This window comes from Oceanobacillus rekensis (assembly GCF_002153375.1).
Lineage (GTDB): Bacteria > Bacillota > Bacilli > Bacillales > Amphibacillaceae > Oceanobacillus > Oceanobacillus rekensis.
This window is the reverse complement of sequence record NZ_MTBQ01000002.1, coordinates 385,922-410,296: the sequence shown is the minus strand read 5'-3', so window position 1 is coordinate 410,296 and position 24,375 is coordinate 385,922. Positions and strand designations below refer to the sequence as shown.

27 protein-coding genes are annotated in these 24,375 nt (G+C 38.2%); 8 read left to right on the top strand and 19 right to left on the bottom strand.

What is annotated here, in order from left to right:
- Nucleotides 1-114: 114 nt before the first annotated feature.
- Entirely contained in the window at nt 115-339 is a 225-nt protein-coding gene (locus BV906_RS05880; RefSeq protein ID WP_087972509.1) for a YppG family protein, read from the bottom strand.
- 161 nt (nt 340-500) lie between these two features.
- Between BV906_RS05880 and BV906_RS05875 the strand changes: the two genes are divergently transcribed.
- Nucleotides 501-1,271: a DUF2268 domain-containing putative Zn-dependent protease gene (locus BV906_RS05875; RefSeq protein WP_087972508.1), complete on the top strand. Its 771-nt coding sequence runs from the start codon at nt 501-503 to the stop codon at nt 1,269-1,271.
- A 101-nt stretch (nt 1,272-1,372) separates the two neighbouring features.
- Here BV906_RS05875 and BV906_RS05870 read toward each other — a convergent pair whose 3' ends face one another.
- Nucleotides 1,373-1,642, bottom strand: a complete 270-nt coding sequence (locus tag BV906_RS05870; RefSeq protein ID WP_087972507.1) for a hypothetical protein — start codon at nt 1,640-1,642, stop codon at nt 1,373-1,375.
- 369 nt (nt 1,643-2,011) lie between these two features.
- Between BV906_RS05870 and BV906_RS05865 the strand changes: the two genes are divergently transcribed.
- The 6 genes from BV906_RS05865 to BV906_RS19390 all read left to right on the top strand — a co-directional run bounded on the left by BV906_RS05865 (nt 2,012) and on the right by BV906_RS19390 (nt 6,297).
- The gene (locus tag BV906_RS05865; protein WP_087972506.1) at nt 2,012-2,593 is read left to right on the top strand and encodes a biotin transporter BioY; all 582 of its coding nucleotides are present in this window, start codon (nt 2,012-2,014) and stop codon (nt 2,591-2,593) included.
- Complete coding sequence (locus BV906_RS05860; protein WP_087972505.1) at nt 2,594-4,045, top strand: AMP-binding protein; 1,452 nt, start codon at nt 2,594-2,596, stop codon at nt 4,043-4,045.
- Entirely contained in the window at nt 4,042-5,187 is a 1,146-nt protein-coding gene (locus BV906_RS05855; RefSeq protein WP_087972504.1) for a thiolase family protein, read from the top strand. Before BV906_RS05860 ends, BV906_RS05855 begins: the two co-directional genes overlap by 4 nt.
- Complete coding sequence (locus BV906_RS05850; protein ID WP_087972503.1) at nt 5,184-5,591, top strand: FAS1-like dehydratase domain-containing protein; 408 nt, start codon at nt 5,184-5,186, stop codon at nt 5,589-5,591. Before BV906_RS05855 ends, BV906_RS05850 begins: the two co-directional genes overlap by 4 nt.
- Before the next feature lie 11 nt (nt 5,592-5,602).
- Nucleotides 5,603-5,971 (top strand): MaoC family dehydratase, encoded by a 369-nt coding sequence (locus BV906_RS05845; RefSeq protein ID WP_087972502.1) that lies wholly within the window; start codon nt 5,603-5,605, stop codon nt 5,969-5,971.
- 185 nt (nt 5,972-6,156) lie between these two features.
- Entirely contained in the window at nt 6,157-6,297 is a 141-nt protein-coding gene (locus tag BV906_RS19390; protein ID WP_176330277.1) for a hypothetical protein, read from the top strand.
- Nucleotides 6,298-6,862: 565 nt separating this feature from the next.
- On the opposite strand, the gene BV906_RS05840 is transcribed toward BV906_RS19390, so the two are convergent.
- The 16 genes from BV906_RS05840 to BV906_RS05765 all read right to left on the bottom strand — a co-directional run bounded on the left by BV906_RS05840 (nt 6,863) and on the right by BV906_RS05765 (nt 21,528).
- Nucleotides 6,863-7,873 (bottom strand): WxL protein peptidoglycan domain-containing protein, encoded by a 1,011-nt coding sequence (locus BV906_RS05840; RefSeq protein ID WP_087972501.1) that lies wholly within the window; start codon nt 7,871-7,873, stop codon nt 6,863-6,865.
- Nucleotides 7,874-8,023: 150 nt separating this feature from the next.
- Nucleotides 8,024-8,578, bottom strand: a complete 555-nt coding sequence (locus BV906_RS05835) for a WxL domain-containing protein (RefSeq protein ID WP_087972500.1) — start codon at nt 8,576-8,578, stop codon at nt 8,024-8,026.
- Nucleotides 8,579-9,144: 566 nt separating this feature from the next.
- Nucleotides 9,145-10,059 (bottom strand): type II secretion system F family protein, encoded by a 915-nt coding sequence (locus tag BV906_RS05830; protein ID WP_087972499.1) that lies wholly within the window; start codon nt 10,057-10,059, stop codon nt 9,145-9,147.
- 5 nt (nt 10,060-10,064) lie between these two features.
- The gene (locus BV906_RS05825; RefSeq protein ID WP_245843934.1) at nt 10,065-10,994 is read right to left on the bottom strand and encodes a type II secretion system F family protein; all 930 of its coding nucleotides are present in this window, start codon (nt 10,992-10,994) and stop codon (nt 10,065-10,067) included.
- A 1-nt stretch (nt 10,995) separates the two neighbouring features.
- The gene (locus BV906_RS05820) at nt 10,996-12,417 is read right to left on the bottom strand and encodes a TadA family conjugal transfer-associated ATPase (RefSeq protein WP_087972498.1); all 1,422 of its coding nucleotides are present in this window, start codon (nt 12,415-12,417) and stop codon (nt 10,996-10,998) included.
- 3 nt (nt 12,418-12,420) lie between these two features.
- Nucleotides 12,421-13,230, bottom strand: coding sequence for a CpaE/TadZ family protein (locus BV906_RS05815; protein WP_087972497.1), 810 nt, complete (start codon nt 13,228-13,230; stop codon nt 12,421-12,423).
- Between the two features lie 19 nt (nt 13,231-13,249).
- The gene (gene cpaB, locus BV906_RS05810; RefSeq protein WP_087972496.1) at nt 13,250-14,182 is read right to left on the bottom strand and encodes a Flp pilus assembly protein CpaB; all 933 of its coding nucleotides are present in this window, start codon (nt 14,180-14,182) and stop codon (nt 13,250-13,252) included.
- A 9-nt stretch (nt 14,183-14,191) separates the two neighbouring features.
- Entirely contained in the window at nt 14,192-15,112 is a 921-nt protein-coding gene (locus BV906_RS05805) for a pilus assembly protein TadG-related protein (RefSeq protein WP_176330276.1), read from the bottom strand.
- Nucleotides 15,113-15,121: 9 nt separating this feature from the next.
- On the bottom strand, nt 15,122-15,496 hold the full coding sequence (locus BV906_RS05800; protein ID WP_087972495.1) for a TadE/TadG family type IV pilus assembly protein: 375 nt from the start codon (nt 15,494-15,496) through the stop codon (nt 15,122-15,124).
- The gene (locus BV906_RS05795; RefSeq protein WP_087972494.1) at nt 15,493-15,999 is read right to left on the bottom strand and encodes an A24 family peptidase; all 507 of its coding nucleotides are present in this window, start codon (nt 15,997-15,999) and stop codon (nt 15,493-15,495) included. The genes BV906_RS05800 and BV906_RS05795 overlap by 4 nt, the downstream gene beginning before the upstream one ends.
- Before the next feature lie 93 nt (nt 16,000-16,092).
- Nucleotides 16,093-16,287 carry a Flp family type IVb pilin gene (locus BV906_RS05790; RefSeq protein WP_087972493.1) on the bottom strand — a complete coding sequence of 65 codons (195 nt, stop codon included), beginning with the start codon at nt 16,285-16,287 and terminating at the stop codon, nt 16,093-16,095.
- A gap of 54 nt (nt 16,288-16,341) precedes the next feature.
- Nucleotides 16,342-16,695: a DUF192 domain-containing protein gene (locus BV906_RS05785; RefSeq protein ID WP_087972492.1), complete on the bottom strand. Its 354-nt coding sequence runs from the start codon at nt 16,693-16,695 to the stop codon at nt 16,342-16,344.
- A gap of 488 nt (nt 16,696-17,183) precedes the next feature.
- Nucleotides 17,184-19,280 (bottom strand): LuxR C-terminal-related transcriptional regulator, encoded by a 2,097-nt coding sequence (locus tag BV906_RS19630; protein WP_217896381.1) that lies wholly within the window; start codon nt 19,278-19,280, stop codon nt 17,184-17,186.
- Between the two features lie 17 nt (nt 19,281-19,297).
- Nucleotides 19,298-19,558 carry a hypothetical protein gene (locus tag BV906_RS05775; protein ID WP_245843932.1) on the bottom strand — a complete coding sequence of 87 codons (261 nt, stop codon included), beginning with the start codon at nt 19,556-19,558 and terminating at the stop codon, nt 19,298-19,300.
- Between the two features lie 12 nt (nt 19,559-19,570).
- Nucleotides 19,571-20,998: an ATPase domain-containing protein gene (locus tag BV906_RS05770; protein ID WP_087972491.1), complete on the bottom strand. Its 1,428-nt coding sequence runs from the start codon at nt 20,996-20,998 to the stop codon at nt 19,571-19,573.
- Between the two features lie 290 nt (nt 20,999-21,288).
- On the bottom strand, nt 21,289-21,528 hold the full coding sequence (locus BV906_RS05765; RefSeq protein WP_087972490.1) for a ferredoxin family protein: 240 nt from the start codon (nt 21,526-21,528) through the stop codon (nt 21,289-21,291).
- A 176-nt stretch (nt 21,529-21,704) separates the two neighbouring features.
- Here BV906_RS05765 and BV906_RS05760 point away from each other — a divergent pair, with 176 nt between their 5' ends.
- A complete protein-coding gene (locus tag BV906_RS05760; protein WP_087972489.1) occupies nt 21,705-21,911 on the top strand; it encodes a DUF2188 domain-containing protein in 207 nt (68 codons plus the stop codon).
- A gap of 147 nt (nt 21,912-22,058) precedes the next feature.
- Here BV906_RS05760 and BV906_RS05755 read toward each other — a convergent pair whose 3' ends face one another.
- Complete coding sequence (locus BV906_RS05755) at nt 22,059-24,230, bottom strand: DNA topoisomerase III (RefSeq protein WP_087972488.1); 2,172 nt, start codon at nt 24,228-24,230, stop codon at nt 22,059-22,061.
- Nucleotides 24,231-24,375: the final 145 nt, after the last annotated feature.

The following is a 24,375-nucleotide window of genomic DNA, read 5'->3' as shown; positions in this document are numbered from 1 at the left end:
CTACATATTGATAGAAATCAAACAGCAGTTACTTCGCAGTTTAAGATTTTGCCAGCACGAAAAACTAGAGTTCATCTCTTTAAAAAATAACCATTATAATAAAATATTCTAAAGTTACTTTTTGGTGAATTTAGCTATCACCGGACTGATCATTGGACTTACCTGCCCATATATTTTATTTAGTTGATTATAAGTTGTTGAAATTTTTTCGAAATCCAGATTTCCATCATCCGATTGAATCATAGACAATAAATTAGATTTCAGGGTAGGCTGTTTTCTTTGTGCATGTCTTCCGTACCGATCAGGGAACATTGGTCGTCTCGGTCGTTCAGGAAACATATTTATAACACCTCCATTTTAGTATCTTATATATGTTATTCAATCGGTACGGTTTATGAAGAGCTATCTGTCCTGCTTCATCATAAAACTTTCTACTCTGTAAACTTTTCTCCAAAGGAATGCATATTGTATGAAATAGTACGAAACAGGGAGTGCATAATATGCTTGTGATGGAAACAGATAAATGGCTGCTCGAAACCTATGAAGACCCCATCGCCCTATGTAAAAAGACAATGGATTACTTTGATGATGTTTCCCCCTCAGAGATTTATCACCATTTAGTCTTGCATGGTATGTATCGCATGCCATCTGACAATGGTAGAGAAGTAATTCAAAAGATGCAGGATAACCGAGTCTGGAGCATTGTAAAAAAGGAAGCGCTCAAGCTTCAGCTGTTATGGAATGGACCGAATATCCCAATTTTTATTTTTCCATCTGATGCAAACAACCGAGATATGAAACAGAACTTTAATGGGAAATCCGGCTTGGCATTTAGAAATAAATTATTTTTATTTATTTCTGAGGCTAATACTGAAAAAGAAATAAAAGCGTTATTCACACATGAGTATAACCATATTTGTCGGCTAGCCCATTTCTCCAAAGACGAAAAGGATTATGTATTGCTGGATACTATCATTTTAGAAGGATTGGCAGAGAGTTCCGTCAAGGAAAGCTTAGGTGAAGACTATACGGCAAAATGGACATCGTATTATACAAGCGGGGAACTGGAACATATGTGGACTAAAATGGTATTTCCTTATAAAGACCTTCCACAAAACCATCCGAAGCATTGGGATATATTATATGGATTACGATTTTATCCGAAGATGCTCGGATATTGCAGCGGATATTATCTGATACAGAAATATATGGAAGCAAACCATTTAACAACTAAAGATCTACTAGGTACATCATCAGATAAAATGATATAGATTGTTCAAAACACACATTTTTTAATAGGCAAATCAAAACAGACGGAAACGGTTGTCTGTTTTGATTTTTACTTTCATAACTGTGCCGAAAATTAAATGCTTTACCAGAAGAAAAATGGTAGTAAAGCTAAGGTTCCTATAGCCCCTAAAGCAATTCCATAGCCGAATCCTGGACGATATCTGCCATAACCACCGAAGAATCCATAACCAAAGCCACCTAAACCACCGCCTCGACCAATTGGACGCACATATACGTTACGATTGTCAACTCTCTGAATAATTCCCCTATGACTTCTTCCATCACGTGTTCTTATTTCAACTGCCCTGCCTCTATAGCGGTTACATAAGCCATGATAATAACCAACTGACATGTTATACCTCCATCTAAAATTTAGTCCTTAGCATTATATGTATGTTATCCAATTGTCGTAAGGGATGGATATATCAGGGTAATAGCTGAACAGCATAGCGATGGAACAGTTTACTATAATAAAACTAATTGTGAAGGATATAGTTTATCGGATATCCCTAGCAAAGTAACCACACTATATGCTATCAATCTAGTATAGGGTGGTTACTTTTTATTTATATACCATCCAATACATTCGGCAACGTATTGCTTTAAAATCCTGCACTCAATAATTCATTAGTATGTCACCCGTATTAATCTTAAGTTGACAATAGATTTATTTCTATATATTCTAGTTATTAATGAATTAAGAATATTGGAGGTTATATAAATGAAATTACAGGATATGATGTACATTGCTTTATTTGCAGCAATTATCGGTGTTCTCGGATTTTTCCCACCTATCCCGCTTCCATTCAGTCCAGTGCCAATAACAGCCCAAACACTTGGGGTCATGTTAGCAGGCGGCGTTCTAGGTGCACGACGGGGGAGTTTAAGTCTGCTTCTGTTTATAGCACTTGTTGGGATTGGCGTACCATTACTTAGTGGAGCAAGAGGAGGACTGGGTGTATTGATTGGTCCTGGTGGGGGCTACATTATGAGTTGGCCAATAGCCGCGGGAACCATTGGATATCTTGTGGAAAGAAACTGGCACAAATTAAATTTATCTAAAATTATATTATTTAACTTTATTGGTGGTATTGTGCTTGTTTATGCATGTGGTATTACATACTTGTCTTTCATAGGAAACCTTCCATGGATTCCTACCGCTCTCTCTGCCTTAGCCTTCTTGCCAGGGGATTTAACAAAGGTATTCGTTGCTGGTTATATTACATTAAAAATCAACAAAGTATATCCATTATTAAAGATTCAAAAGCCTAAAAAGGGCAAACATTTAAAGCAGGTGAGTTAATTGGGAATTGGAAAAAACATAAAAGAAATGACACTTAGAAATCCAGAGAAACCCGCAATTTTATATGAAGATCAGGTGATTACCTATACTGAATTTCATCGTAATATATGCCAGATACAGCAGCACTTACTGTCTTTGAAGCGTGAAAGTAATCCACAAAAGGTAGCCATTTTAATTGGCAATGAGCCAGCTTTCCTTGAATTATATTTTGCTGTTATAACACTAGGATGGATTGCCATTCCCTTTGATCCAAAATGGAGTAAAAGGGAATTTGTAGGAATCATGCAAACTGCAGAGCCGGATATAATCATCACGAGCAAGCATTTTCCTCGAAGCTTATCAACAATCTTTGAAAAATCTTACGAGATAGAAACATTGAAAAAGCCATCTCCAAATAAGATGGTTTGCGAATGGAATGAAAATAGCAATAAACCCTTCTATCTCGGCTTCACTTCCGGGTCAACCGGCACACCAAAGGGTTTTATTAGAAACCATGAATCCTGGTTAACGAGCTTTGCTGTTGCTGAAAACGTATTTCAATATAATCAGGAGGATATCATGCTTGCACCAGGTCCTTTGTGTCATTCATTATCCCTATTTGCAGCAACACACGCATTACATATTGGCGCCACATTCCAACTGACAGCAACTTTTAATCCTGAAGTTTTAAATGACAGTGAAGCTACAGTCGTTTATGCGGTGCCAACGATGATTCACAGATTCTTACAGCAAACCGTGTATCCAATCCAAAAAAGAATCACCTTTCTCTTATCTGGTGCAAAGCTTCATCCTGAATTGAGAACGAAACTACAGCACTCTTTTCCTAACAGTGTTGTCTACGAATATTTTGGTGCGTCTGAATTAAGTTTTATTACTTATGCATCCAATGCAGTGACACAGCAGCATCCGGATAGCGTTGGAAAACCATTTCCAAGTGTCAAAATAACGATACGTGATCAGGAAATGCAACAAGTTCCAAATGGTGAAATTGGTGAAATATTTATTGAAAGTGATTTTTTATTTACTGGGTATGTGAATAATCCCGAAGAAACAAGCAACGTATTAACAAAACATGGCGCAACGGTTGGTGATTTAGGTTTTATTGATGATACAGGAATTCTCACCGTTATAGGCAGAAAGAAAAATATGCTTATCAGTGGCGGGCTGAATATTTACCCGGAAGAAGTAGAAAAAGTAATGAAAGAAATAGAGTCGGTTCAAGAGTTAGTCGTTATTGGTGTCACTGATGATTATTGGGGACAAAAGGCAATCGCACTGGTTAAATGGAAACATCAAGCGGAATTAGAAAAATTAAAAGCGCATTGCAAAACACATCTTGCTACCTATAAATGCCCAAAGGAATTTCATGAAGTGGACCATTTTCCTTATACTTCTACAGGAAAGATTTCCCGAAAGGACGTCGAATTACAGATTGCGAGGTATACATCATGAACACACCGGTCATTGTACAAGCAAAGCGAACTGCAGTTGGCAAAATAGGCGGGATATTTAAAAACATGCCCCCTGAAAAATTGGGAGCCGCTGTAATTCAGGAACTAATAGCTGAAAGCCGAATCAATCCTCGTTCTATTGATGAAGTAATTCTGGGGAATGCTGTTGGACCTGGAGGAAACATTGCACGGCTTACTGCTTTAACTGCTGGCATTCCAGTCGAGGTTCCTGCAGTTACCGTTGACCGCCAATGTGGATCCGGGCTAGAAGCAATCCACATAGCATGCCGGAATATTCAAGCCGGTGCTGGCGACATCTATATCGCGGGTGGAATCGAAAGCTCAAGCCTTGCACCATGGAAGATGGAAAAGCCGACCTCTCTATACGGGACGCCAACACTATTTACACGTGCTCAATTTTCTCCTGAATCCATTGGCGATCCTGATATGGGAATAGCTGCTGAAAACGTTGCAGAAGCATATCAAATTTCACGTTCCGAACAAGACGTATTCGCATACAATAGCCATCAGAAAGCAGTCGCAGCAAGAGATTCAGATCGTTTTTCAAATGAGATGGTTGTACTGCAGGGGAAAAATGAGGATGAATGTCCACGTCCCGGGTTAACATTGAAGACACTCGCTAAGTTACGACCGATTTTTAAAGAAGATGGAACAGTGACGCCTGGCAATGCTTGTCCGGTGAATGATGGAGCTTCTGCTGTACTGATTATGTCCGAGCAAAAATGCCTTGAGCTTGGTCTCAAGCCTCTTTTGAAATTTATTGATGCAACAAGTGCAGGTGTCGACCCAAATCTACTCGGAATCGGTCCAATTCCCGCCGTGAAAAAACTATTAAAAAGAACAAAATTAAGCATTGAAGATATAGATTTAGTAGAATTTAATGAAGCATTTGCTTCTCAGGTATTGGCTTCCATACGGGAACTTGATATCCCTGAGGACAAATTAAATGTCGGTGGCGGAGCACTTGCCTTTGGCCATCCTTATGGCGCATCAGGAGCAATCCTTGTCACACGCTTATGTACTGAAATGGAACGCCTTAAAGGCAAATATGCCATAGCTACACTTGGCATTGGTGGTGGCTTAGGACTTGCTACATTATTTGAAAGGTATGAAAGCTCATGATTCAAGAAGGATTCGTAACAGAGGCCGTTGCTATCAAAGTCACGAGGGATGACATACGCCTATACTCAGAAGCAATTGGAGAAGAAAATCCAATATTTCATAACCCGGAAGCAGCACGAAACGCTGGATATGACGATTTAGTTCTACCTGTGACTTATCCTACTTTGTTTTGGCAACGTATTGACATCCCATGGCTATCAAACCAATCACCAGTGGTTCAAACGGAGCAAGAATTCTATTACGAGGAACCCTTGGTAGCTAATCAAGTGTATCATTGTCAAATTGCCGTATTAAAAGTTCGGCAAAAGGGAAATAAGCTGTTTTCAAAACATGAATTACGTATTAACCAAGATAATAAATCAGTTGCAACAAGTAATACAACACTTATGCTTGAATTGGGGTGACGATAATCCACATGAATTTGCAGGCATTTTTTCCAAAAACAATCATGATTCCAATAACAGATAAAATGGTCGAAAACTATGCAAAAGTTTCGCAGGACTTAAACCCAATTCACATGTCTATCGACGCCGCTCAGCAAGCGGGTTTCCCACAAAAGGTTGTACACGGAATGCTAACAATGGCTATCAGTACTAGGCTAGTATCACCTTTACTTGGTAGAACGCAGATGATCCAATCCTATCAAATGAAATTAATAGCACCCGTATATGTAAATGATCAATTAACCGTAACGGGCTCTGTATTGTCGTCTAATGAAATTAAAATTCTTGGGGAAAATCAAAATGGAAAAATCGTAATAAAAGGAAATATGAGATTTCGATAGTTGGACATGAGAGGCTGCTTGTTTGCATACTTCTGTTTAATGCCGATAAAATTCAATCTAATTACTATTTGACATTCTGGCACTTAGCATGATAATAAATTATTAATATTTATGACGTTCCTAAAACAATAGGGCGTCTTTTTCATGTATAATTAATTATTATGTGTAAAAAAGGAGAATGTAACGTGATAAAAGTAAAAATGAACGTGCAAACGGCATACCATGGGGAACTTTTGCGTGCGGGTAAAGTTTATGAAATTGAAGATACTATCGCAAAACGCTGGATTGCGAGTAACTTGGCGGTGGAAGTAAAGGAAGATAATTAAAAGATAAAATACGATATTATATACAACCACAATTGGTAGGACAACTAGGTGGGCTCAAGGTAGTTCAAGCTGTTCATTGGGATAAATCTAACCAAAATGAACGTAAGATTGTAAAGCTATATAACTTATTATTCACAAAAAAGATTAGCTAATATATTCATCAGAAATAGACTACCTAAACTTTTTATAAATAAGGAACCCCGTTATTAAACCGGAAGTGATCTATTAAGGCATACGGCTTACCAACAAATTACATAATTTTATTATTCAAACGCTTAGCGCCATTTACCACTACTAGTCGCACAAAATAGTGACTGCATCTTAAGCATAAAGGCTTCTGTTTTGAGTTGCACATCTAAAATATGTTGCTTGATCGACAATCGAATTAGCAAATCAATTAACTATAAAAATAGTAATATAAATTAATAATAGCGCTAGCTTTACCAAATCAAATGGTAAAGCTATTTTGTGTATTTAGGAGATATGAACAAAAACACATCTACTAAGTGCCGTAACTTGTGGATTTAGTTGAGATACTGATAATACGGGCAATGACCTTTTAAATTTATTTAGCCTTTTTTCCGATGACAAACATTAGAATACCAAAAACAAATGCTCCAACAAACCAAACCCAAATAGGAATTCCGTTATTATCGGAAGTATTTGTATTAGGCAGGTTTTTCTCCTCGAATTCTTGAATATCTTTATTCTCTATGGTAAAGGTTTCGGAAGCTGAAAAGGCTTCTCCTCCTGCTGTGCCACTTAAGGTAAGGTTATATGTTCCATCATCAAGCGTTTCATTTCCCCATGGAACCGGGTAGCGAATTTGAGATTTTGGAGCCATCTTAAAGGAAGGGATTTCTCCTTTAAATAATTCAGTTCCTTCTTGATTTGACACATCGTATGTACCTATAATCTCCTCCTGTATCAAATGAGCATTGTTGGTCATTTCGATAAATACCTCGCCTGTTTCATTTATAAATCCAGCCTCGCCAAGTGAAAAATCAGGAGTTGTCTCATCTGGCAAATTCAATTGCAAAGCTACAGTGTACGATGTCTCTGTATTTAGTATCACATTTGCTGAATCAGCTTCGGTTGTTTCTTCCATTGCCGTATCCGTTGGCTCTGTTGTTAGAACAACTGCCCCTAAAAATGTCTGACCATCTTCCTCTGGAACTGTAATTTCAATAGGCACATTTACTGAAGATTGAGGTGGGATTGTTATATTCTCTTCAATCTCAATAAGGTCAGCTATGAGTACTGCATCATCAAGAAGTCTGCTACTCTCAGAATTTATATCTGTGCCATATAACATTCCGCCCGTTGGGTGTGTATAGGCATTGGCAGTGCTTCCTGTGAGTGTTAACTCCGTATCTAAGTTATTGGTAACCTTTAATTCTATTGCTTGTGTTTCTCCTGGTTCAACCAATAAATTAAAATAACCTTTTGTTTCAGGCTGTTGGTTGTCAGGGTAAATAGGTTCAATTGCAAGTGGTGCAACTTCATCTTGAGCAAAGGTATTGATTGGAAGGCAACATAAAATGAATCCTAAAATAAAAAATACACGTAACTTCAATCTTAATTCCCCCTAATTTCCTGTAACTTTGAATGAGTTATTTAATAAATGTTCTGTTAACAAACTACCCTTTTTGGTTAGAAGTAAAACAAATAAAGGTTGATCCTGTATTCAGAATCAACCTTGAAAAAATATTTGAATCTATTAATCTTATGGTCCAGCTACTAGATCAAAGGTAACAGTAGAAGTATATGTTCCAGCCATTGTATCTTTAGGTTGTAAATTAAGGGTTAGAGTTGAGTTCGTTATTTTAAATGTACCCATACCCTCATCTTCTTCAGCCGTTAAAAGTTTTACTCCTGTTGTTGAGTTGATGTCTCCATTTCCAGAACCAATCACACTAGCATCTGAAGATCCATTTTCCGCAGTAATAGTTGGAGTAGAAATGTTCAGACTGTTTTCAGGTAATGTTTGTCCACCCGTAGTTGCTAATTGAGTTGCTTTAATGTTTAGGTTCCATCCCGCTCCTGTTCCTGTTGCATCAACCACTGAAAATTCAGGTAATGTTGTTGTGGTACTTTGAGTTGAACCGGTTAACGTAACAGCCTTAAACGGATTAATTGAAACATTCTCTAGTGATAATGAACCACCTGTTAATGTTGTATCCACGGTCGATGTATCAGCAGAAGCAGTTGTTGCAAAAGAACCGGCCACCAATCCTAACGATAATGTAGCGATAGATATTTTCTTGATGAAGTTATTCATATATTTTTCCTCCTGGTTTTTTATTGTAAGTGGTAACCTACAATCCTTATTATGACTTGAAAGAGTTGCTATACATATCCCCCAGTGCTCCTATTGGCATATAATAGGAATCTATTCCTATTATTGATATATTCCTTTGTATGTTCGTCCGAATAGGTAAAGTTGAAGAATACAATGGAGTGTTACTTTGGAATTCCTCTATCGTATGGAAGTCCTACAATATCCTACAAATATTAAACACGTTGCCTGTTTTAGCAGTTGTTCGTTTAAGATAGAATGATTTCAATAGAGGTCCTTTTTAAATTAATCATTACTGCAGCAATTCTTAAATGACTATAAAATTGACACTCAAATTAACAACGAATTTTGCCGTACAATAACTATTTCCATATATAAAGACCTTAAAATATTTTGATGACAAAAAAACCTAAACATTGGTATAACAACAAAAAAGACATACATTGTTTCGTATGCCCTGTAGCGTCATTTAGACATTATAACAATTAAACGATTCCTGCATCTTAACGCGTCACTTTCTATTTTATTTCATGTATTATAACCATACTTTAAAACGAGCCTATAAGCTGTATCATTGCCGGTCCCAATAAAATAATAAACAAGGTAGGAAAAATAAATAATACCAATGGGAACATCATTTTGATTGGTGCCTTCATCGCTGTTTCTTCAGCCTTTTGCCTGCGGTATTCACGAATTTCTTCAGTTTGTACGCGTAAGACGGAAACCATGCCGATTCCTAATTTCTCCGCTTGTACAATATTATAGATCAATGATCTTAATTCATCCGAGGCGAGCCGGTCATTAATCGAATTTAATGCTTCTTTTCTTGTTTGCCCTAAGCGCATTTCTTCCAGAGCTATCTTGAACTCTTTAATGACCTCGCCTTTTTTCTTATTAACAACCTGGCTTAATGCTGCATCAAAACCTAATCCAGCCTCCAGACTTATCGTCAATAAATCCAAAATATCCGGCAGTTCTTTTCCAGCAACCTGGCTTCTTTTTTGGATTTTATTTTTTAAGAATAGCTTTGGATAAATAATTGACACTCCAAAGCACAGCAATACAATCAGCAGAATAACTTTAACATTCAAGCTTAAAAGGAGTCCTACTCCTCCTCCAATTAAAGGGAGAACTACATTGAAAATTATCTTTGCCATTTTAAATTCAACCGGACTAAAACCAAATGGTTGTCCAGCCTGCAGCAATTTCTGTTCAAGCTTAGATGCTTCTTCCTTTCCCAGCCGTTTGGTGTATTTTCGTTTAAACGAAACCCAGAATGGCTTAACTACCCTATGATAAAAGGAAAGTTCCTCTTCGACTGCATCTATTTGGTATGATGGTGTATTCGTGACAAAGTAAGCATGTACTCTTTTCTGAATATGCCCTTGTCTTTCCGCTACTATCCCAACTAAACCATATGTCAACAGGCAGATAAATAAAAAAAAGCTAACATACAAAGCCATTTATTTTACACCTCGATTGTAGTAATTTTACGTATTAATATAAATCCAATCATACCGCCTATTGCTCCGGCAATTAGCATTCCTATTCCAATTGGGTTTGTAAAAAGCGTTCCAATATATTCTGGGTTCATTAAATAGATAATAAAACCAAGTGCCACTGGAAGCAGACTGATAATCATACCGGATAGACGGCCCTGTGCAGTAAGTGTCTTAATCTGATTTTGAATTTTAGACCTTTCCCGTATTGTTTCTACAATCTTATTTAATAGAAAGGCCAGATTTCCTCCAACTTGGCGCTGGATGATAATTGCCTCCACCATTAATTCCAAATCTTCACTCGGTATTCTATCTTTCCATTCCACCAAAGCATCTTCCAGGGAGGTTCCGTAGCGCATCTTTTTTAATACCAGTTCTGCTTCTTCCTTTATCGGTGAGTAGGATTCCTCCGCTACCATCTGTAATGATTGCGGTAAACTAAAACCCGCCCTTAGTGAACCGATCATGGATGTAATCATACTTGGCAGTCCCATATTAAATTCCTTCATTCGCTTTTTTTCTTTTGATTTAAGCCATAAAGATGGAAATTGAAATCCTACAATGATGCCTATGATAGAAAACAGGATATTACCAGAAATTAAATGAAAAAGTCCTGCGGTAAAGAGTGCTCCAAGCCATTGAAAGGCGATGAACTCTTCCGGTTTTACAGGAACACCTGCGACGCTAAGTCGTTGTTCCAGTTTTCTCTTTTTCTTGCTTTGTTTTTTATTTTTCAATAAAAGCAGGCTGAGTTTCTGATTCATATCTTTTAGCAATTCCTTTAGGGATGTTTTCTTTTTTTTCACTCTTTCTCCCTTTTCGGAATTCCGTATTAAACTAATTGCTATGAGTAGTGTAAAAATGGTGATAAACATGGAAATTAATACGAAAATTTGCATGTTAAATCTCCACCTTTTCCGTGAATATCGATGTTGGAAGATGAATCCCTTCGTTTTCCATTCGTTCATAGAACTTCGGACGAATTCCAGTTGGTACGAGCTTACCGATAATTTTCCCATTCTGGTCAATACCGGATTGTTTAAATGTAAAAATATCCTGAAGCACAATAATATCTCCTTCCAGGCCCTGCACTTCCGTAATATTCGTGATACGACGTGTACCATCCTTCAGTCTGGACTGCTGGATAATCACATCCAATGCTCCTGCAATTTGTTCCCGGATGGCCTTTACCGGCAATTCCATTCCAGCCATAAGAACCATCGTTTCGAGTCGGGCAACCATATCTCTCGGGCTGTTAGAGTGACCTGTAGCAAGTGATCCATCATGTCCGGTGTTCATCGCCTGCAGCATATCGAGTGCTTCTCCACCACGCACCTCACCAATTACAATTCGATCCGGGCGCATACGCAGCGAGTTTCTTACAAGGTCACGGATGTAAATAGCACCTTTCCCCTCTATATTAGGGGGTCTTGTTTCCAGTGAGACGACATGGTCCTGACCAAGCTGCAGTTCCGCTGCGTCCTCAATCGTTACAATACGGTCTTTATTGGAAATAAATGAGGATAGTACATTTAACGTAGTGGTTTTACCTGAACCTGTTCCACCACTTACAAAAATATTTAATTTTGCTTCCACACTTGCCTTGATAAACTCTGCCATTTCTTCGTTTAATGTACCAAATCGAATTAAATCATTTATAGTAAATGGATCCTTGGAAAATTTCCGGATTGTAATGGTAGGTCCATTTAATGCCAGTGGTGGAATAATTGCATTTACCCTTGACCCATCCATTAACCGTGCATCCACCATTGGACTGCTCTCATCAATTCTTCTGCCAAGTGGGGCTACAATTTTCTCGAGCACTGCCATTACATGGTCATTGTCGCGAAACTGGATATTGGTAAGTCCCAGTTTCCCGTCACGCTCAGCATAGACCTGTTTTGGTCCATTTACCATAACCTCGGTCACACTATCATCAAGCAGCAAAGGATTGATTGGCCCATATCCTGTAAGGTCATTTTTAATTTCCTCTTTAAGAAGCTTCCAGTCCTTTACATCCTTAATGCCTTCATTTTCATTCAAAATCTCAGTGATGATGGAATCTAGGTCAGCGACGATTTCCTCAATTTCTTCTTCATTACGTTCCTTTAAAATATATTTAAAAATAAGGTTTTTTAATTCCATATAGTCATCAGACGGCTCGGGTGCATAGGATGTTTCGATTAGCGGAGGAGAAACTTCTACATGTATTATTTTATCCTGCTGAGTTGCCGGATGTTCAACTGCCGTACTATTATCCGCTGTTGTTTGTTCCTGAATATTTGCCTGACTCTTTGAATGTATTCTCGCTAATAAACTCATCTTTTATCCTCCTTGTTCCGTTCCCTTTAGTCGTATATGGTGGAGAAAACCTAATTTGCTTTTTGACTTTATTTTTTTATTTTCTTTTAAATGAAGCAAATCCCCTATAGCTTTTTCCAGCTCCTTTGTAAATGATGCCTTCGGATGACTGGTGACAAATGGAATCCCAATATCCAGTGATTGTTCCATTTGTTTATCTACTAATGGCAAAAAAATTATCTGTTCCATGTTGGTAAGTTCCGGTATATTTTTCGGCCGAATGACGGTTTGTGTTGTAAATCTATTGATTACTAAATGTGCCTTGTCTTTTATCCCCAGTAAATCAAGTGTTTCAATCATCAGTTTAGAATTCTTCAAAGCTGCCATTGCTGGTGTACTTACTACTAAAATTAGATCAGCTTGTTCCATCAATTGAATGTTCATATCGGTTAATCCTGCCTGTGTTTCCACCAACATAATTTCCGTGTTGTCTTCTAATCTATCAATAATTGCGCTTAGAAAATCCGGTGAGATTAATTCTGCAAATTCAGGCCTGTCTGGTGCAGGTAAAACTTTCACACTTGATGCATGATCCATCATATAGAAATAAATATTTTCTTTATCGTTACGCTCTGCTGCATCCTTTATCGTTAGGGATGGTTGGAGGTCGAATGCCAGGGCGATATCACCAAATTGAAGATCTGCATCGATGACACTAACTGTAATATTTTCTTTTGCCAGAAGTGCTGCCAGGTTAACAGTAATAGTTGTTCTTCCAACTCCACCAACAGCACTGCAAACTACGATCCGTTTTATATCCTGTGTCTCGGTCATACAAAGCCCTCCCTGAAATTTACTCCTTTTCCCCTTTGATAATCCGACTGCTGATCCAGCCTTTTTCTTTATCGGTCGTCTCTATCTCAAGCCAGATTCTTCCATCCTTATCTGTTTCCTGGTTACCAAGAAGCAGCAGAGTAGTTTCTTCCTTAACAACTTCGATTGGATTTGCCAAGAGACTTGGTGAATCCCGGATAATAGACTTGACTGGCAGTGTAACAATTTTGCTTGTAGCTTCCGTGATTTTTTCATCCGATTGATTCACTTCTTTATCTGCTGTTTCCTCATTTAAATCCGATTTACTGTAAAGCGCCAGCTGGAATAAACCACGGTTACTAGCATTGATCAGCTTTACGGTATCATCCTGATCTAGTTCAAGTGTGACAGATTGATAAAGGACTTGTTCGGCACCTTCTGCTTTTTTCTCGGTCATCCGTTCCCCAACCGCAAGTACACGAATCTTTTCAAGGATAATTTCTGTCTCTGGCTTTTCTCCAGATGTCAAAATCACATCCACGTAATCTTCCGGATGGATCAGGTTGGAGACACCACTAACATACATAACTTCTGCAGAAACTGCCCGATATCCCTCATTAATCTTCCGGGATACGACTTCTTTCTCCTCTGTTTTTTCTTGTACCCGATGATTCATGAGAATTTCACCCTGTTTGATATCAGCAGTTGCATATTTATTCAGCACGCTGTTTATATCTGTCACCATTTCTGGATGCACCTGATCTTCAGGGATTTCTTTTACCGCAACCTGCTCCTGTAATATTTGATGGTCACTTGGTATATCTGCTGCCGCTACCACCACTTGCACCATCTCAACTGATGGCTGTTCGGAAGCACTTGTTTCAGCAGTCGTATTGGTTATAAATAGATAAAATAATGCCGTGGTAATGATTCCTGATAGGACTGCAAGCAGCAGTACTTTCTTTGGTTTCATAAAATACACCTACTCTTCCAGTTTTATTGCATATGCTCCGCGATCTGCTGGACTGTTCTCACCGGTAATACCAGGGCCGGTCCGTTTGATGAATTTCCCTTTAACGGATTTATCCGTTTTACCCATGCGCTCAGAGACGTAAAAGTATGCAAAACCGGTTATTTTCACGCTCTGCATTTGATTTGTTGATTGACTATACGGTTTATAAACAACAACCAGCATGACCCTTGGGCAGTCCCTCTCCTGGTACTCACCATCAGGATATGGGCAGTTATCGATACGGTATTTAATTCCGTCTCTCGTTGGACCAGCGATATCACCTGTCTGCGTATTTACAATGTCGCCTACCTTCAGGCTTTCATCAAATCCATGTGTTAAGGTTTCCTTATAGTTTTTTGCTCCCGGTCCTTCTAGTGCGAGTACACCAAAGTTACCACTTACAGAATCACCAGCATCTACCTTCAGTTCATAGGTTTGTTCATACACCAACTCAACAGAATCACTAATGCCTAAAGGTACAGCACCCCTAGCCTCTCCCATTGGCTTTACGCCAGCTTTGGCATCCACTGTAATGGGCACAGAATCAATTCCAAATAATGTTGCAAAAAAAAGTGGGACATCTTTTGCAAGTTCAACATGGAGTTGACGATTCGGTTCTATATTCACCTGTAATGAACTATTCTGTTCATCATGGGATAGCAGTATCTGGTTAACGACTTCATTGACAGCAGTTTCTGAGTTCACGATTTCCTGGGCACCTGATAATGCAGCTGCATTCGCTGTTTTTTGCAGGTGGCTTTTGGAAACATATAAGTTCCCGCCATCGATGACAAGACCAACCATGGCAAGAATGGCACTCATCGCCAGCGCTACTAGGATAAGTGCATTTCCATCTTCATCTTTTCTAAACTTTTGATAGATTAATCTCATCCGCTCACCTCATTCAACCCGAATCGTGGAATTGGTACTTATCGTGTAGGGAATTGCTGCTCCCCCAAGTACATCCATAAATTTCTCTGGATAGGAGAGTGATACCGTAACGTAATCGCCTGCTTTCCGAACACCATCACCAGGAGAGATAGTTACTTGAAGCTTGGAACCATCCCCATTAAACTGATTGATTGCATAGGTTCGAATCTCAGTATCACTTTGACCAAGTCCGCCCATACGCACCGATTCCTGTGCAACCATTTCAAGCTGCAAATGCGTATACAGGATTCTGCCAAAATCAAAAATTCCGACCAGCAACATTAGCAAAATTGGCAGAACCAATGCGAATTCTACCAATGACTGTCCATCCTGTTTTCTGATCATAGAAGACTCATACCTTGTAATAGTAGACCAACAAACGCCCCACCAACTATGGCTACACCATATGGATAGGTTGCTGATAATGATCCCTTTGTTATAACTCCTTGAACCTTATTTCCGCCTATGATACTTGAAAAATAGTATGCGAGAGATTTAAGCATATTTCCGCGTAATAAAATAATTAAAACTGCAATCAGTCCACCTATAATTGCTATATATATAAATGACTGGAAGACAAATGCTCCACCCTTCATCGCACCAATCAGTGCAAGCAACTTCACATCGCCAGCTCCCATACCACCCATAAAATAAGGAATAAGCAGTAAACCAAAACCTATCAAAAAACCAATGAAAGAATGGCTAAGTGCTTCCCAGCCGCCAGTTGTGAACTGGTAGATAAATGTAATTAATAGTGCAGGGTAAATCACTTTGTTGTAGATCATTCTGTTTTTAATATCAGTAATTAAACATATTAGTAAAATAACAATAAGGAAGATATCAATCATGAGGTCCATCCTTTCATTCGTTGTTTGATAGTAATGAGGGGACCCTAAAGTATAGAGTCCCGTAATAGCTGAAACTTAAAGTGTAAAGATTTCTTATCCCTCTGCATTTGGATCTGACGTATAACCCGTTAATTGGTCTGTTAATCCTTTAAAAATATTACCAATTTGATCACCTAGCAAAGATAATGTTACGATAACTGCCACCGCAATCAATCCCAAAATCAACCCATACTCAGTCATCCCTTGTCCTTTTTCCTCAATAAATAATCCTTTGATTTTGTTTAACATTCAAAATCTCTCCTTTAATATATATAATTTTTTTATTTGATTTCCTCATAAATTCTAGTCAACTAAGTCTACCTTCTGTCCAACAACGGTAGGGGTGTTTCGAATCGTGCCGGCTGAAAGCTCAATCACTGATTTTACGTTCATAAATTTCTTACCTATTTTTCCCGGCTCCAAATCTTCCTCGATCCCAACGATTTCTTTTTCTTTATTAAGATAAATAATATCAATGCTAAATTTCATAAAAAACGTATGAATCGCTGTACAAGGAGTTATATGAAGGGCTCCGTTTTCCGGCATGCTTTCTGTCAGCATCAATCCTTTAAAACGAGACCAGAATGTATAGGCTCCATCTACACGTTCAGCAATTACTTCATCTGTATCTATATTGACCAGTTTGATTTTCAGCACCTCCTGCTCATTTTTTAATTTCGTGTAACTTGTTGACCAACTTACAATCCCTATTATGCATTCCAGCAGACATAAAAAATATCCCCCACCATTCCTATTATTGAAAGCTGCTTTTTAATAGGAATGCATTCCTATTCCTAGAACCGAAATGTCTTGGATAGGAAAGCTTATGGGAATAGGTAGCTTCTAGTCTGTTAGAATCCTGTCAGTAATCGAATGATCACACTGAGCATATGTACAAGGGTCATGACAACCGCTATCAGCGACCCTATGGCTGCAACGAGATTGTATAAAGTTCCGAACAACCGCTATCAACGACCTTATGACTGCGTTGGGATCGCATAAAGTCCCGGACAACCACTATCAACGACCTCATGACTTCGATGAAATCACACAAAGTCCGTGACGACCGTTATCAACGACCTTTCAACTAAAATAAGACCACATAAAGTCCGTGAGCAATAAAAAACCCCTCATTTCTGAGAGGTCTAACTGGTGTGATATTTCAATTGATAGACTTTGGAGATAGCATGGGCCCGGTCTGGCACATCAAGCTTTTGGAAAATTTTCGTCACATGATTCTTGACCGTATGCCCGCTAATATAGAGTTCCTGGGCTATTTCTTTATTGTTTAAACCCTGGATGACAAGATCAAGTACCTCCTGTTCCCTTGGAGATAGATCCATTTCCTTGATGGTACTTGTAACGGAGTCAATACGTTGGACTGCAGCATTTTCATCAACCAGAGTGAGTTCCTGTTCAACAATCTGACTTTCCCTCACCAGTGCAATAAACGCCCGTACCATTTCTATCCCTTGTATTTGTTTAGGGATGGCTTCCAGTGCCTTATTTTCATTATATATCTTTGCCAATGCATATACCTGGCTCCCAATGCACGCTTCTTCCCATGATAGTGTAGTAACCTCAATCAATTCCTTCCCCTCTTTAACAATTAAATCGATTTTTTTATTAGGAAAGATTTCCCTAATGAATTGAGGCGTATAGTAGGATAAACGGCATGCTTGTCCAATTTCTTTTATTGTAAGTGCATCCAATCCAAGCTTCATCGCAAGTCGCCCGGCAAGATTTGCAGTTTCCTCGTTTTCAATATATGCTTCTTTGTCAAATTGTTCTATTGCCCGATAAAGCGTATTTACCCGATTATCTTCAACTTCCGCTTCTTCTTGATGAGCCAATTGCATAGATACTCCACCAATAATGGATAGGGTTTCTAAGAAATTAACGTGTTCCTGAAGCTGTGGCTCCGATTGTTTAGGAATTCCAACACAAAGGACACCGTTGATATTTCCTTTTGTAAACAGCGGGCATTCAACCACTCGTTCACCCTCATCAGTTACGTATACCTGGGGGGCTTTTATTTCAACTTGTTTCTCACCTGCTAGATAGCGTTTTACAACGTCCTTTGCATATACTCCAATATCATGACTGGCATTTCCGCGGGAGATCAGCTTAACTTTGTCGTTCTTGCGATCTTTAAGTATGAGACAGGAGAAGGTACCTTCAACTAAATTAACCCCTATATCTACTAAAATATATACAATTTTTTTCATATCGGGAGTCGATACCATTAATTTGCATATCTCAATAAGAGATGATAATCGACGCAGCTGTTCATCATTTTCCCGTTGCAGGGTGTTAACTACTGAGTGAGTTTCCAGCATAATTGCAAGTGTCTTCCCTACTTCCATATCTCCTGTTGAAAAGCCTTCTTTATGGATGTTTCCACAGAATAGTAGTTTCGTAGAATGGTCATATTGTTTTATCGGAAAACAAAGCATTGATTTTGGCTTAAACTGATGTCTTTTAAAGAAAATGGACCTGGGATCTCTATCAATATTTTCCCAGTAATCAGATTCACCGGTTAAAAGAACCCTTCCTAAAAACCCTTCCCCTGGAGAAAATTGCGCCCCTCGAAACGCATCTATTCCTTCGCCAATTACTTCTGTAACTGTATATAAATCTTCCTTTTCCTCTGCTAGACCGATAAACTCAAAAATAGTATTTCCAGCAAAAAAATCACGCAATAATTGCGTTACTCCTCTTTCCCGTTCCTGAACACTTTGTTGGAATAATTCATTTTGTACTGCTAAAAAAGCCGAATCTTTTTTCTCCGTAAGCAATAGGTATACAAGCTCACCTAGCTTTTCCATCCTCTTCATCCACCCTTGTTTTTTACCAGAGGTAATCAGTGGTGTCTTAGCTAGAATAGAATCCCATGCCACTTCTTTTCCATATGTGTTTTGAAGTTGATCTTTTATAAGTCCCTGGGTCTGATCCTCAATCATTAAACCTGCCCACATATAATACTTTTTTCCATTCTCTAAAACGATCGAATTGGCCAATATATATATTCCTGGAAAGATATCATATAGAACCGGTGTCGTGATCCTTGTTTTCTGTATACTTTCCTTTACTTTTTTAAAAATAGAATCCTGCTCCTGATTCAGAAGGACATTACATAAATCATTTTCCCCTTGAGGTGCTAGAAAGACTTCCCCTTTTTCATCTGTCATCCATATCGTAAAATCAAATTTAGCTGCATATACATGTTGTAACTCTTTCAAAAGTTCCAGGTTTTGAATCATACACTTTCCACTTCCCCTGAAAGATCAATATCTTGAATCACTCTAGGTTCCTGATAACGATACAGTGGGGATGCTTCATCGCCTAGCAGCTGAAGGATTCCTTGTTTTAACAGCAGATCTATAATTGGTAGAATGTCTTCTACTTTTCTCCCTAGCCTAATGCTAATCCCTTCCGGTGATTCAATCATGTAGGGATTGGATTGAAACAGCATGGTGCATTCCATTTGAAGTGGAATCAGTTCTTTATTAACCATCATAATTTACCTCCTTTATATCAAGCGTATATATGGGGATTCTTTCATATTTTCCAGCAGGTAAGGCTTGGAAATATCACCATTTGAAGCTTTTGTAATCTGCAAATATTGATAAGATCCATCTACCCACGTTTTCAAAACGCCGTTACATGAACGTTCCAAAAAAGATGCTACATTTATTCCAACTTCCTTAAAATTACATAGCACCAATACGGTCATACCCATTGACCTTGCATATGCTGTTTCAGATGCAAAGTTTCTTAATACATAATCTGTTCCACGTTCATTAATAATTGCATTCAGATCATAGTAAACGAACCATTTTTTATCATGCTTTAAATCATTTTTAATTTGCGGATATAACTCATATCTCAAGAAATGATTATATTTATCATTTTCTAGGTCATTCACATGAAACACTGCATTTTTCCAATCAGGAGAAATGGGACGATTATAATGTTCAATAAAGTACATTTTCTGTTCTTCTATTACCTTGTTTAAGTCTACTTGATGAAGCTTTAGAAGCGCCGCAAGTTCCTCTATCGATTGAATACTGGAGAGAATTGTTAACAATTGATCTCCTGCTTTTATCCGTTCTGCCAGAATGGATGTAATAATGTTGCGGTAATTTGCTTTACTGTTTGTGTCCAGCATATAGATATTTGCTTTATCCAATCCGCCGCCTAAAATATCGTCAAGGGATGATATCCCTGTTTTCAAACGAAATTCTGATTGTGCATCCTGAATATCTGCAACCGTTTTACTGGCTAATATAACGTACACACCAATTTCTGTGATGCGATAAATATGTTCCCCTTCAATAATACTGCTTCCCCTCATCTTTAGTACCTCGAGTGTTCGCTGGCGAAATAATTGCAAATGTTTTTTTAATGATAATCGAATAAGACCATCGAAGATAAAATGCTCAAAAGGTACATGATTAGAATCAAGATTTGATTGCTCTTGAATAAGCAGGGAAGTAAGTTTAAATTTTCTCAAAATATTACGTAACGTATATAATATCTGTCGGCCTTTTATCTCACTATCCATATTTAAGAACTTCAAAAGACTGATACTATCAATGACAATTCGCTTGCAATCAATCTCATTTACCATTTGTTCGAACAAACCATTTGGTGTTAGCATTTGGTCAATTAATGTATCAGGTGAAAGAGAGATAACGCGTAATTGATTCTGACGCTCCAAGGCACGCAAGTCCCACCCAAATCTGTTCATATCCGTATAGATTTGATCAGGGAATTCCTCGAAGGTAATAAACATCCCATTCTCACCATAGTCATGAATTCCATTGTAGAGAAATTGGATACCGAGTGTTGTCTTTCCTGTTCCGGGTGCACCTTCAGCAATTATTGCTGATCCTCTCGGGATGCCACCTCCCAGAATTTCGTCCAAGCCTGTAATACCTGTAGCAGCTGTATGCAATGATATCTCCCCCTTATCGTTTTCTATGTTGTATTACTTGTATAGGATAAAGGAATGATATAACCTATAATATACTAGAAATAACCGTTTTATATATCCCCTACTGTTCCCATTTTGTATTACATCTTTTACTACTCTTTGTTTACCCCTATCAATAGGACTATAACCAGGTTATTTACCTACTTTCTATCCATCTCTGATTTCTATTAGTAAACTGGCAGAAGAAGTTAAAGATGGAGAATAAAAAAATAAGACTGCCTCATTATAGGCAGTCTTATTGTATTTATATTCTATCTATTGGCGAAAAACTCCTCCGCCTCTTCCAAGTATTTCTCCTGGGAAGGATTTAAATCATATTCTTCCTCTATTGCAGAAACTGGACAAACCGCTTTACATGCACCACAATCAATACAAATATCGGGATCTATGTAAAACTGTTTTACACCTTCTTCTATACAATCCACCGGGCAGACACTGACACACTCTCCAGCTTTCTCACCCTGGCAGGCATCTAAAATTACAAAAGCCATCTATTTTTACCCCCTTATACGCTAAAAAATTATTCAATTAAATGATAATGCTTTAACTTTCGGAAGTAAACCTTTTGGCTTAAACTTACTTATTTGTGTGAATAGATTTTTATGTTTCATATAAATCTATTTTGGGAAAAGATATAATATATTAAAGGAAAGAAGGAGTTTTTTTAATGAGAACCTATAGTGTTACACCAAATGTAGATGCATCGGCATGGTTCGTGAAATTAGAGGATGTTGCCCCCGAGGAAGTATATGATATAAAATCGGAAGCAATCGAGGCGGCTGAACAAATGGCTCAGGAAAACACCCCAAGTATAGTGGAAATACTTGATGAAGACCATAATGTTATCGAGGAAAAAAAATATAAAGGACTATAGGACACCTCATGTAGGTGTCCTATTCATCTGCTGGCGACTCACAAGATGTGAACTATGGCTATTTATATGTAAACAATGTCATTTCACCTTATTCCGCAATAAAAGAAGGGAAAAACTCAATAGCTTGAGATTCTCCCTTCTTCTATATTACTTCTTCAATTTCGCTAATGCTTCAGCAAGTGCATTATTCTTAAAGCCATCATCCTGTTTCTTTAAATACTTATTAACATCTGTTTTCGATACTTTATGGTTCTTCTCTTTTTGTTTACGGGCATTAAAGGCTGACAATTTTTCTCTGTGTCCGCATTTACATGTAAATATTTGGCCTTCGCCTTCACCACGGAGTTCCAAGCGTTTATGGCAATTTGGACAGCGGGCATTCGTTTGTTTAGCAATGTTCTTCTTATGTCCACATGAACGATCCTGACAGACAAGCTTACGTCCATGTTTATTATTAATTTCCAGCATGAGCTTTCCGCAATCCGGACATTTTGTACCTGTCATATTGTCATGCTTGAATCTCTCATCACTATTTTTGATTTCGTTAACCGCTTCTTTTGTATATGCTTTAATTTCAGCGATAAACTTCTCCTTTTTCAATTTACCTTCTGCAATAAGTGCAAGCTTTTGCTCCCATTCAGCTGTTAATGCAGGTGAACGCAAATCTTCTGGTACCAGTTCCAGCAGTTGGCGACCAGTGGAAGTTAAATAGATATACTTCCCTTTCTGTTCCATGTACATATTGTTAAACAGTTTTTCAATAATATCGGCACGTGTGGCAACAGTTCCGATACCACCAGTTTTATTAATGGTGGTTGCCAAATGCTTTTCATCTGAGCCCATATACCGGACAGGATTTTCCATCGCATGAAGTAATGCACCTTCCGTAAAACGTTCCGGCTGCTTGGTTTCGCCTTCCGTAAGAGAAATTTTTATATTAGCGAATTCATCGCCTTTGTTAATGACCGGCAAACGCTGATCATCATTTGCCTCCTCTTCATTGGTACTATTATTGTAGATTTCTTTCCATCCTAGTTTTTTAATCACTTTTCCTTTTGCAACAAACTGCTCGTTTCCAATAGAAGCAGTAATTGTAGTTTGTTCGAACTCATATGGATCGGACAATACAGAAAGGAAACGTTTGACTACAAGATCATAGATTTTCCGCTCTCGATCATCCAAATCTGTCAAAATCACTGACTGCTCTGTAGGGATAATTGCATGGTGATCAGATACTTTTGCATTATCAACAACCGCTTTGGATAATTTTAAATCTTTCTTCATAATTTTCGCTGCAGCCTTGGAATATTCATCCACTCCACATGCTTTTACACGTTCCTTTAATGTTGGAACAATATCTGTTGTAATGACACGTGAATCAGTTCGTGGATAGGTTAATACTTTATGCTGTTCATAAAGTTTTTGCATAATGGACAATGTTTGCTTACCAGAAAAATTGAAGATCCGGTTTGCATCACGTTGTAACTCTGTTAAGTCGTAAAGCTGTGGTGCAAATTTTTTCTTGTGATTTTTATCGATTTGAGTGACCGTAGCTTGCTTACTTTTTAACTGACCTACTAAAGTATCTGCCTTCTCTTTGGAAAACAAACGTGAATTATTTTTTCCATCCTGCCATACAAGTTTAAATCCTTTATCTGTTTTCGCTTCAATTCCATAAAATTTACGAGGTCTAAATTCCTTTATTTCATTTTCCTTTAAAGCAATCATTGCCAATGTCGGTGTTTGGACACGGCCACTGGAAAGCTGTGCATTATGTTTGGTCGTCAGTGCTCTTGTTGCATTCAAGCCAACATACCAATCCGCTTCTGAACGTGCCACAGCAGATTCATATAAAGATATATAATTTGGTCCGGGCTTTAGATTTTTGAATCCATCACGAATCGCTTTATCTGTAACAGATGAAATCCATAAGCGTTTCACCGGCTTTTTCACCCTTGCCTTTTCCAAAATCCAACGGGCAACAAGCTCCCCTTCACGTCCTGCATCAGTTGCGATGACAATCTCACTAACGTCATTACGGTTTAGTTGGGTTTTAACCGCACTGAACTGCTTCCCCGTTTTTTTAATGACAACAAGTCGTAAATCAGTTGGAAGCATCGGCAAGTCCTCCATCCGCCAAGTTTTATATTTATCATCATATGTTTCTGGATCTGCCAATGTAACGAGATGCCCAAGTGCCCATGTAACAATATATTTGGAACCTTCCAGATAGCCATTACCTTTTTTTGTACAACCAAGTACTCTTGCGATATCACGGCCAACGGATGGTTTTTCTGCTAAAACAACTATTTTACTCATTTCTAAAAATCTCCTCTTCTAATCGTGTTCAAAAAGGATCGGGAAATTCATAGGTATCATTTTCACCCGACTTTTGAACATCCTTCTAAAACATCTATTGTTACTTTATCATAATTACCCACATCCGTGCATTATTCCAAACAGC

Excerpts from the sequence above, each read along its gene's own strand:
- BV906_RS05875 (WP_087972508.1), top strand. The coding sequence starts at position 501 with ATGCTTGTGATGGAAACAGATAAATGGCTGCTCGAAACCTATGAAGAC.
- BV906_RS05765 (WP_087972490.1), bottom strand. The coding sequence starts at position 21,528 with ATGGCTTTTGTAATTTTAGATGCCTGCCAGGGTGAGAAAGCTGGAGAG.
- BV906_RS05790 (WP_087972493.1), bottom strand. The coding sequence starts at position 16,287 with ATGTTAAACAAAATCAAAGGATTATTTATTGAGGAAAAAGGACAAGGG.
- BV906_RS05830 (WP_087972499.1), bottom strand. The coding sequence starts at position 10,059 with ATGGCTTTGTATGTTAGCTTTTTTTTATTTATCTGCCTGTTGACATAT.
- BV906_RS05805 (WP_176330276.1), bottom strand. The coding sequence starts at position 15,112 with ATGAGATTAATCTATCAAAAGTTTAGAAAAGATGAAGATGGAAATGCA.
- BV906_RS05855 (WP_087972504.1), top strand. The coding sequence starts at position 4,042 with ATGAACACACCGGTCATTGTACAAGCAAAGCGAACTGCAGTTGGCAAA.
- BV906_RS05755 (WP_087972488.1), bottom strand. The coding sequence starts at position 24,230 with ATGAGTAAAATAGTTGTTTTAGCAGAAAAACCATCCGTTGGCCGTGAT.
- BV906_RS05865 (WP_087972506.1), top strand. The coding sequence starts at position 2,012 with ATGAAATTACAGGATATGATGTACATTGCTTTATTTGCAGCAATTATC.
- BV906_RS05820 (WP_087972498.1), bottom strand. The coding sequence starts at position 12,417 with ATGAGTTTATTAGCGAGAATACATTCAAAGAGTCAGGCAAATATTCAG.
- BV906_RS05795 (WP_087972494.1), bottom strand. The coding sequence starts at position 15,999 with ATGATTGATATCTTCCTTATTGTTATTTTACTAATATGTTTAATTACT.
- BV906_RS05760 (WP_087972489.1), top strand. The coding sequence starts at position 21,705 with ATGAGAACCTATAGTGTTACACCAAATGTAGATGCATCGGCATGGTTC.
- BV906_RS05825 (WP_245843934.1), bottom strand. The coding sequence starts at position 10,994 with ATGCAAATTTTCGTATTAATTTCCATGTTTATCACCATTTTTACACTA.
- BV906_RS05870 (WP_087972507.1), bottom strand. The coding sequence starts at position 1,642 with ATGTCAGTTGGTTATTATCATGGCTTATGTAACCGCTATAGAGGCAGG.
- BV906_RS05845 (WP_087972502.1), top strand. The coding sequence starts at position 5,603 with ATGAATTTGCAGGCATTTTTTCCAAAAACAATCATGATTCCAATAACA.
- cpaB (WP_087972496.1), bottom strand. The coding sequence starts at position 14,182 with ATGAAACCAAAGAAAGTACTGCTGCTTGCAGTCCTATCAGGAATCATT.
- BV906_RS05775 (WP_245843932.1), bottom strand. The coding sequence starts at position 19,558 with ATGATGGTTAATAAAGAACTGATTCCACTTCAAATGGAATGCACCATG.
- BV906_RS05835 (WP_087972500.1), bottom strand. The coding sequence starts at position 8,578 with ATGAATAACTTCATCAAGAAAATATCTATCGCTACATTATCGTTAGGA.
- BV906_RS05880 (WP_087972509.1), bottom strand. The coding sequence starts at position 339 with ATGTTTCCTGAACGACCGAGACGACCAATGTTCCCTGATCGGTACGGA.
- BV906_RS05800 (WP_087972495.1), bottom strand. The coding sequence starts at position 15,496 with ATGATCAGAAAACAGGATGGACAGTCATTGGTAGAATTCGCATTGGTT.
- BV906_RS05815 (WP_087972497.1), bottom strand. The coding sequence starts at position 13,230 with ATGACCGAGACACAGGATATAAAACGGATCGTAGTTTGCAGTGCTGTT.
- BV906_RS05850 (WP_087972503.1), top strand. The coding sequence starts at position 5,184 with ATGATTCAAGAAGGATTCGTAACAGAGGCCGTTGCTATCAAAGTCACG.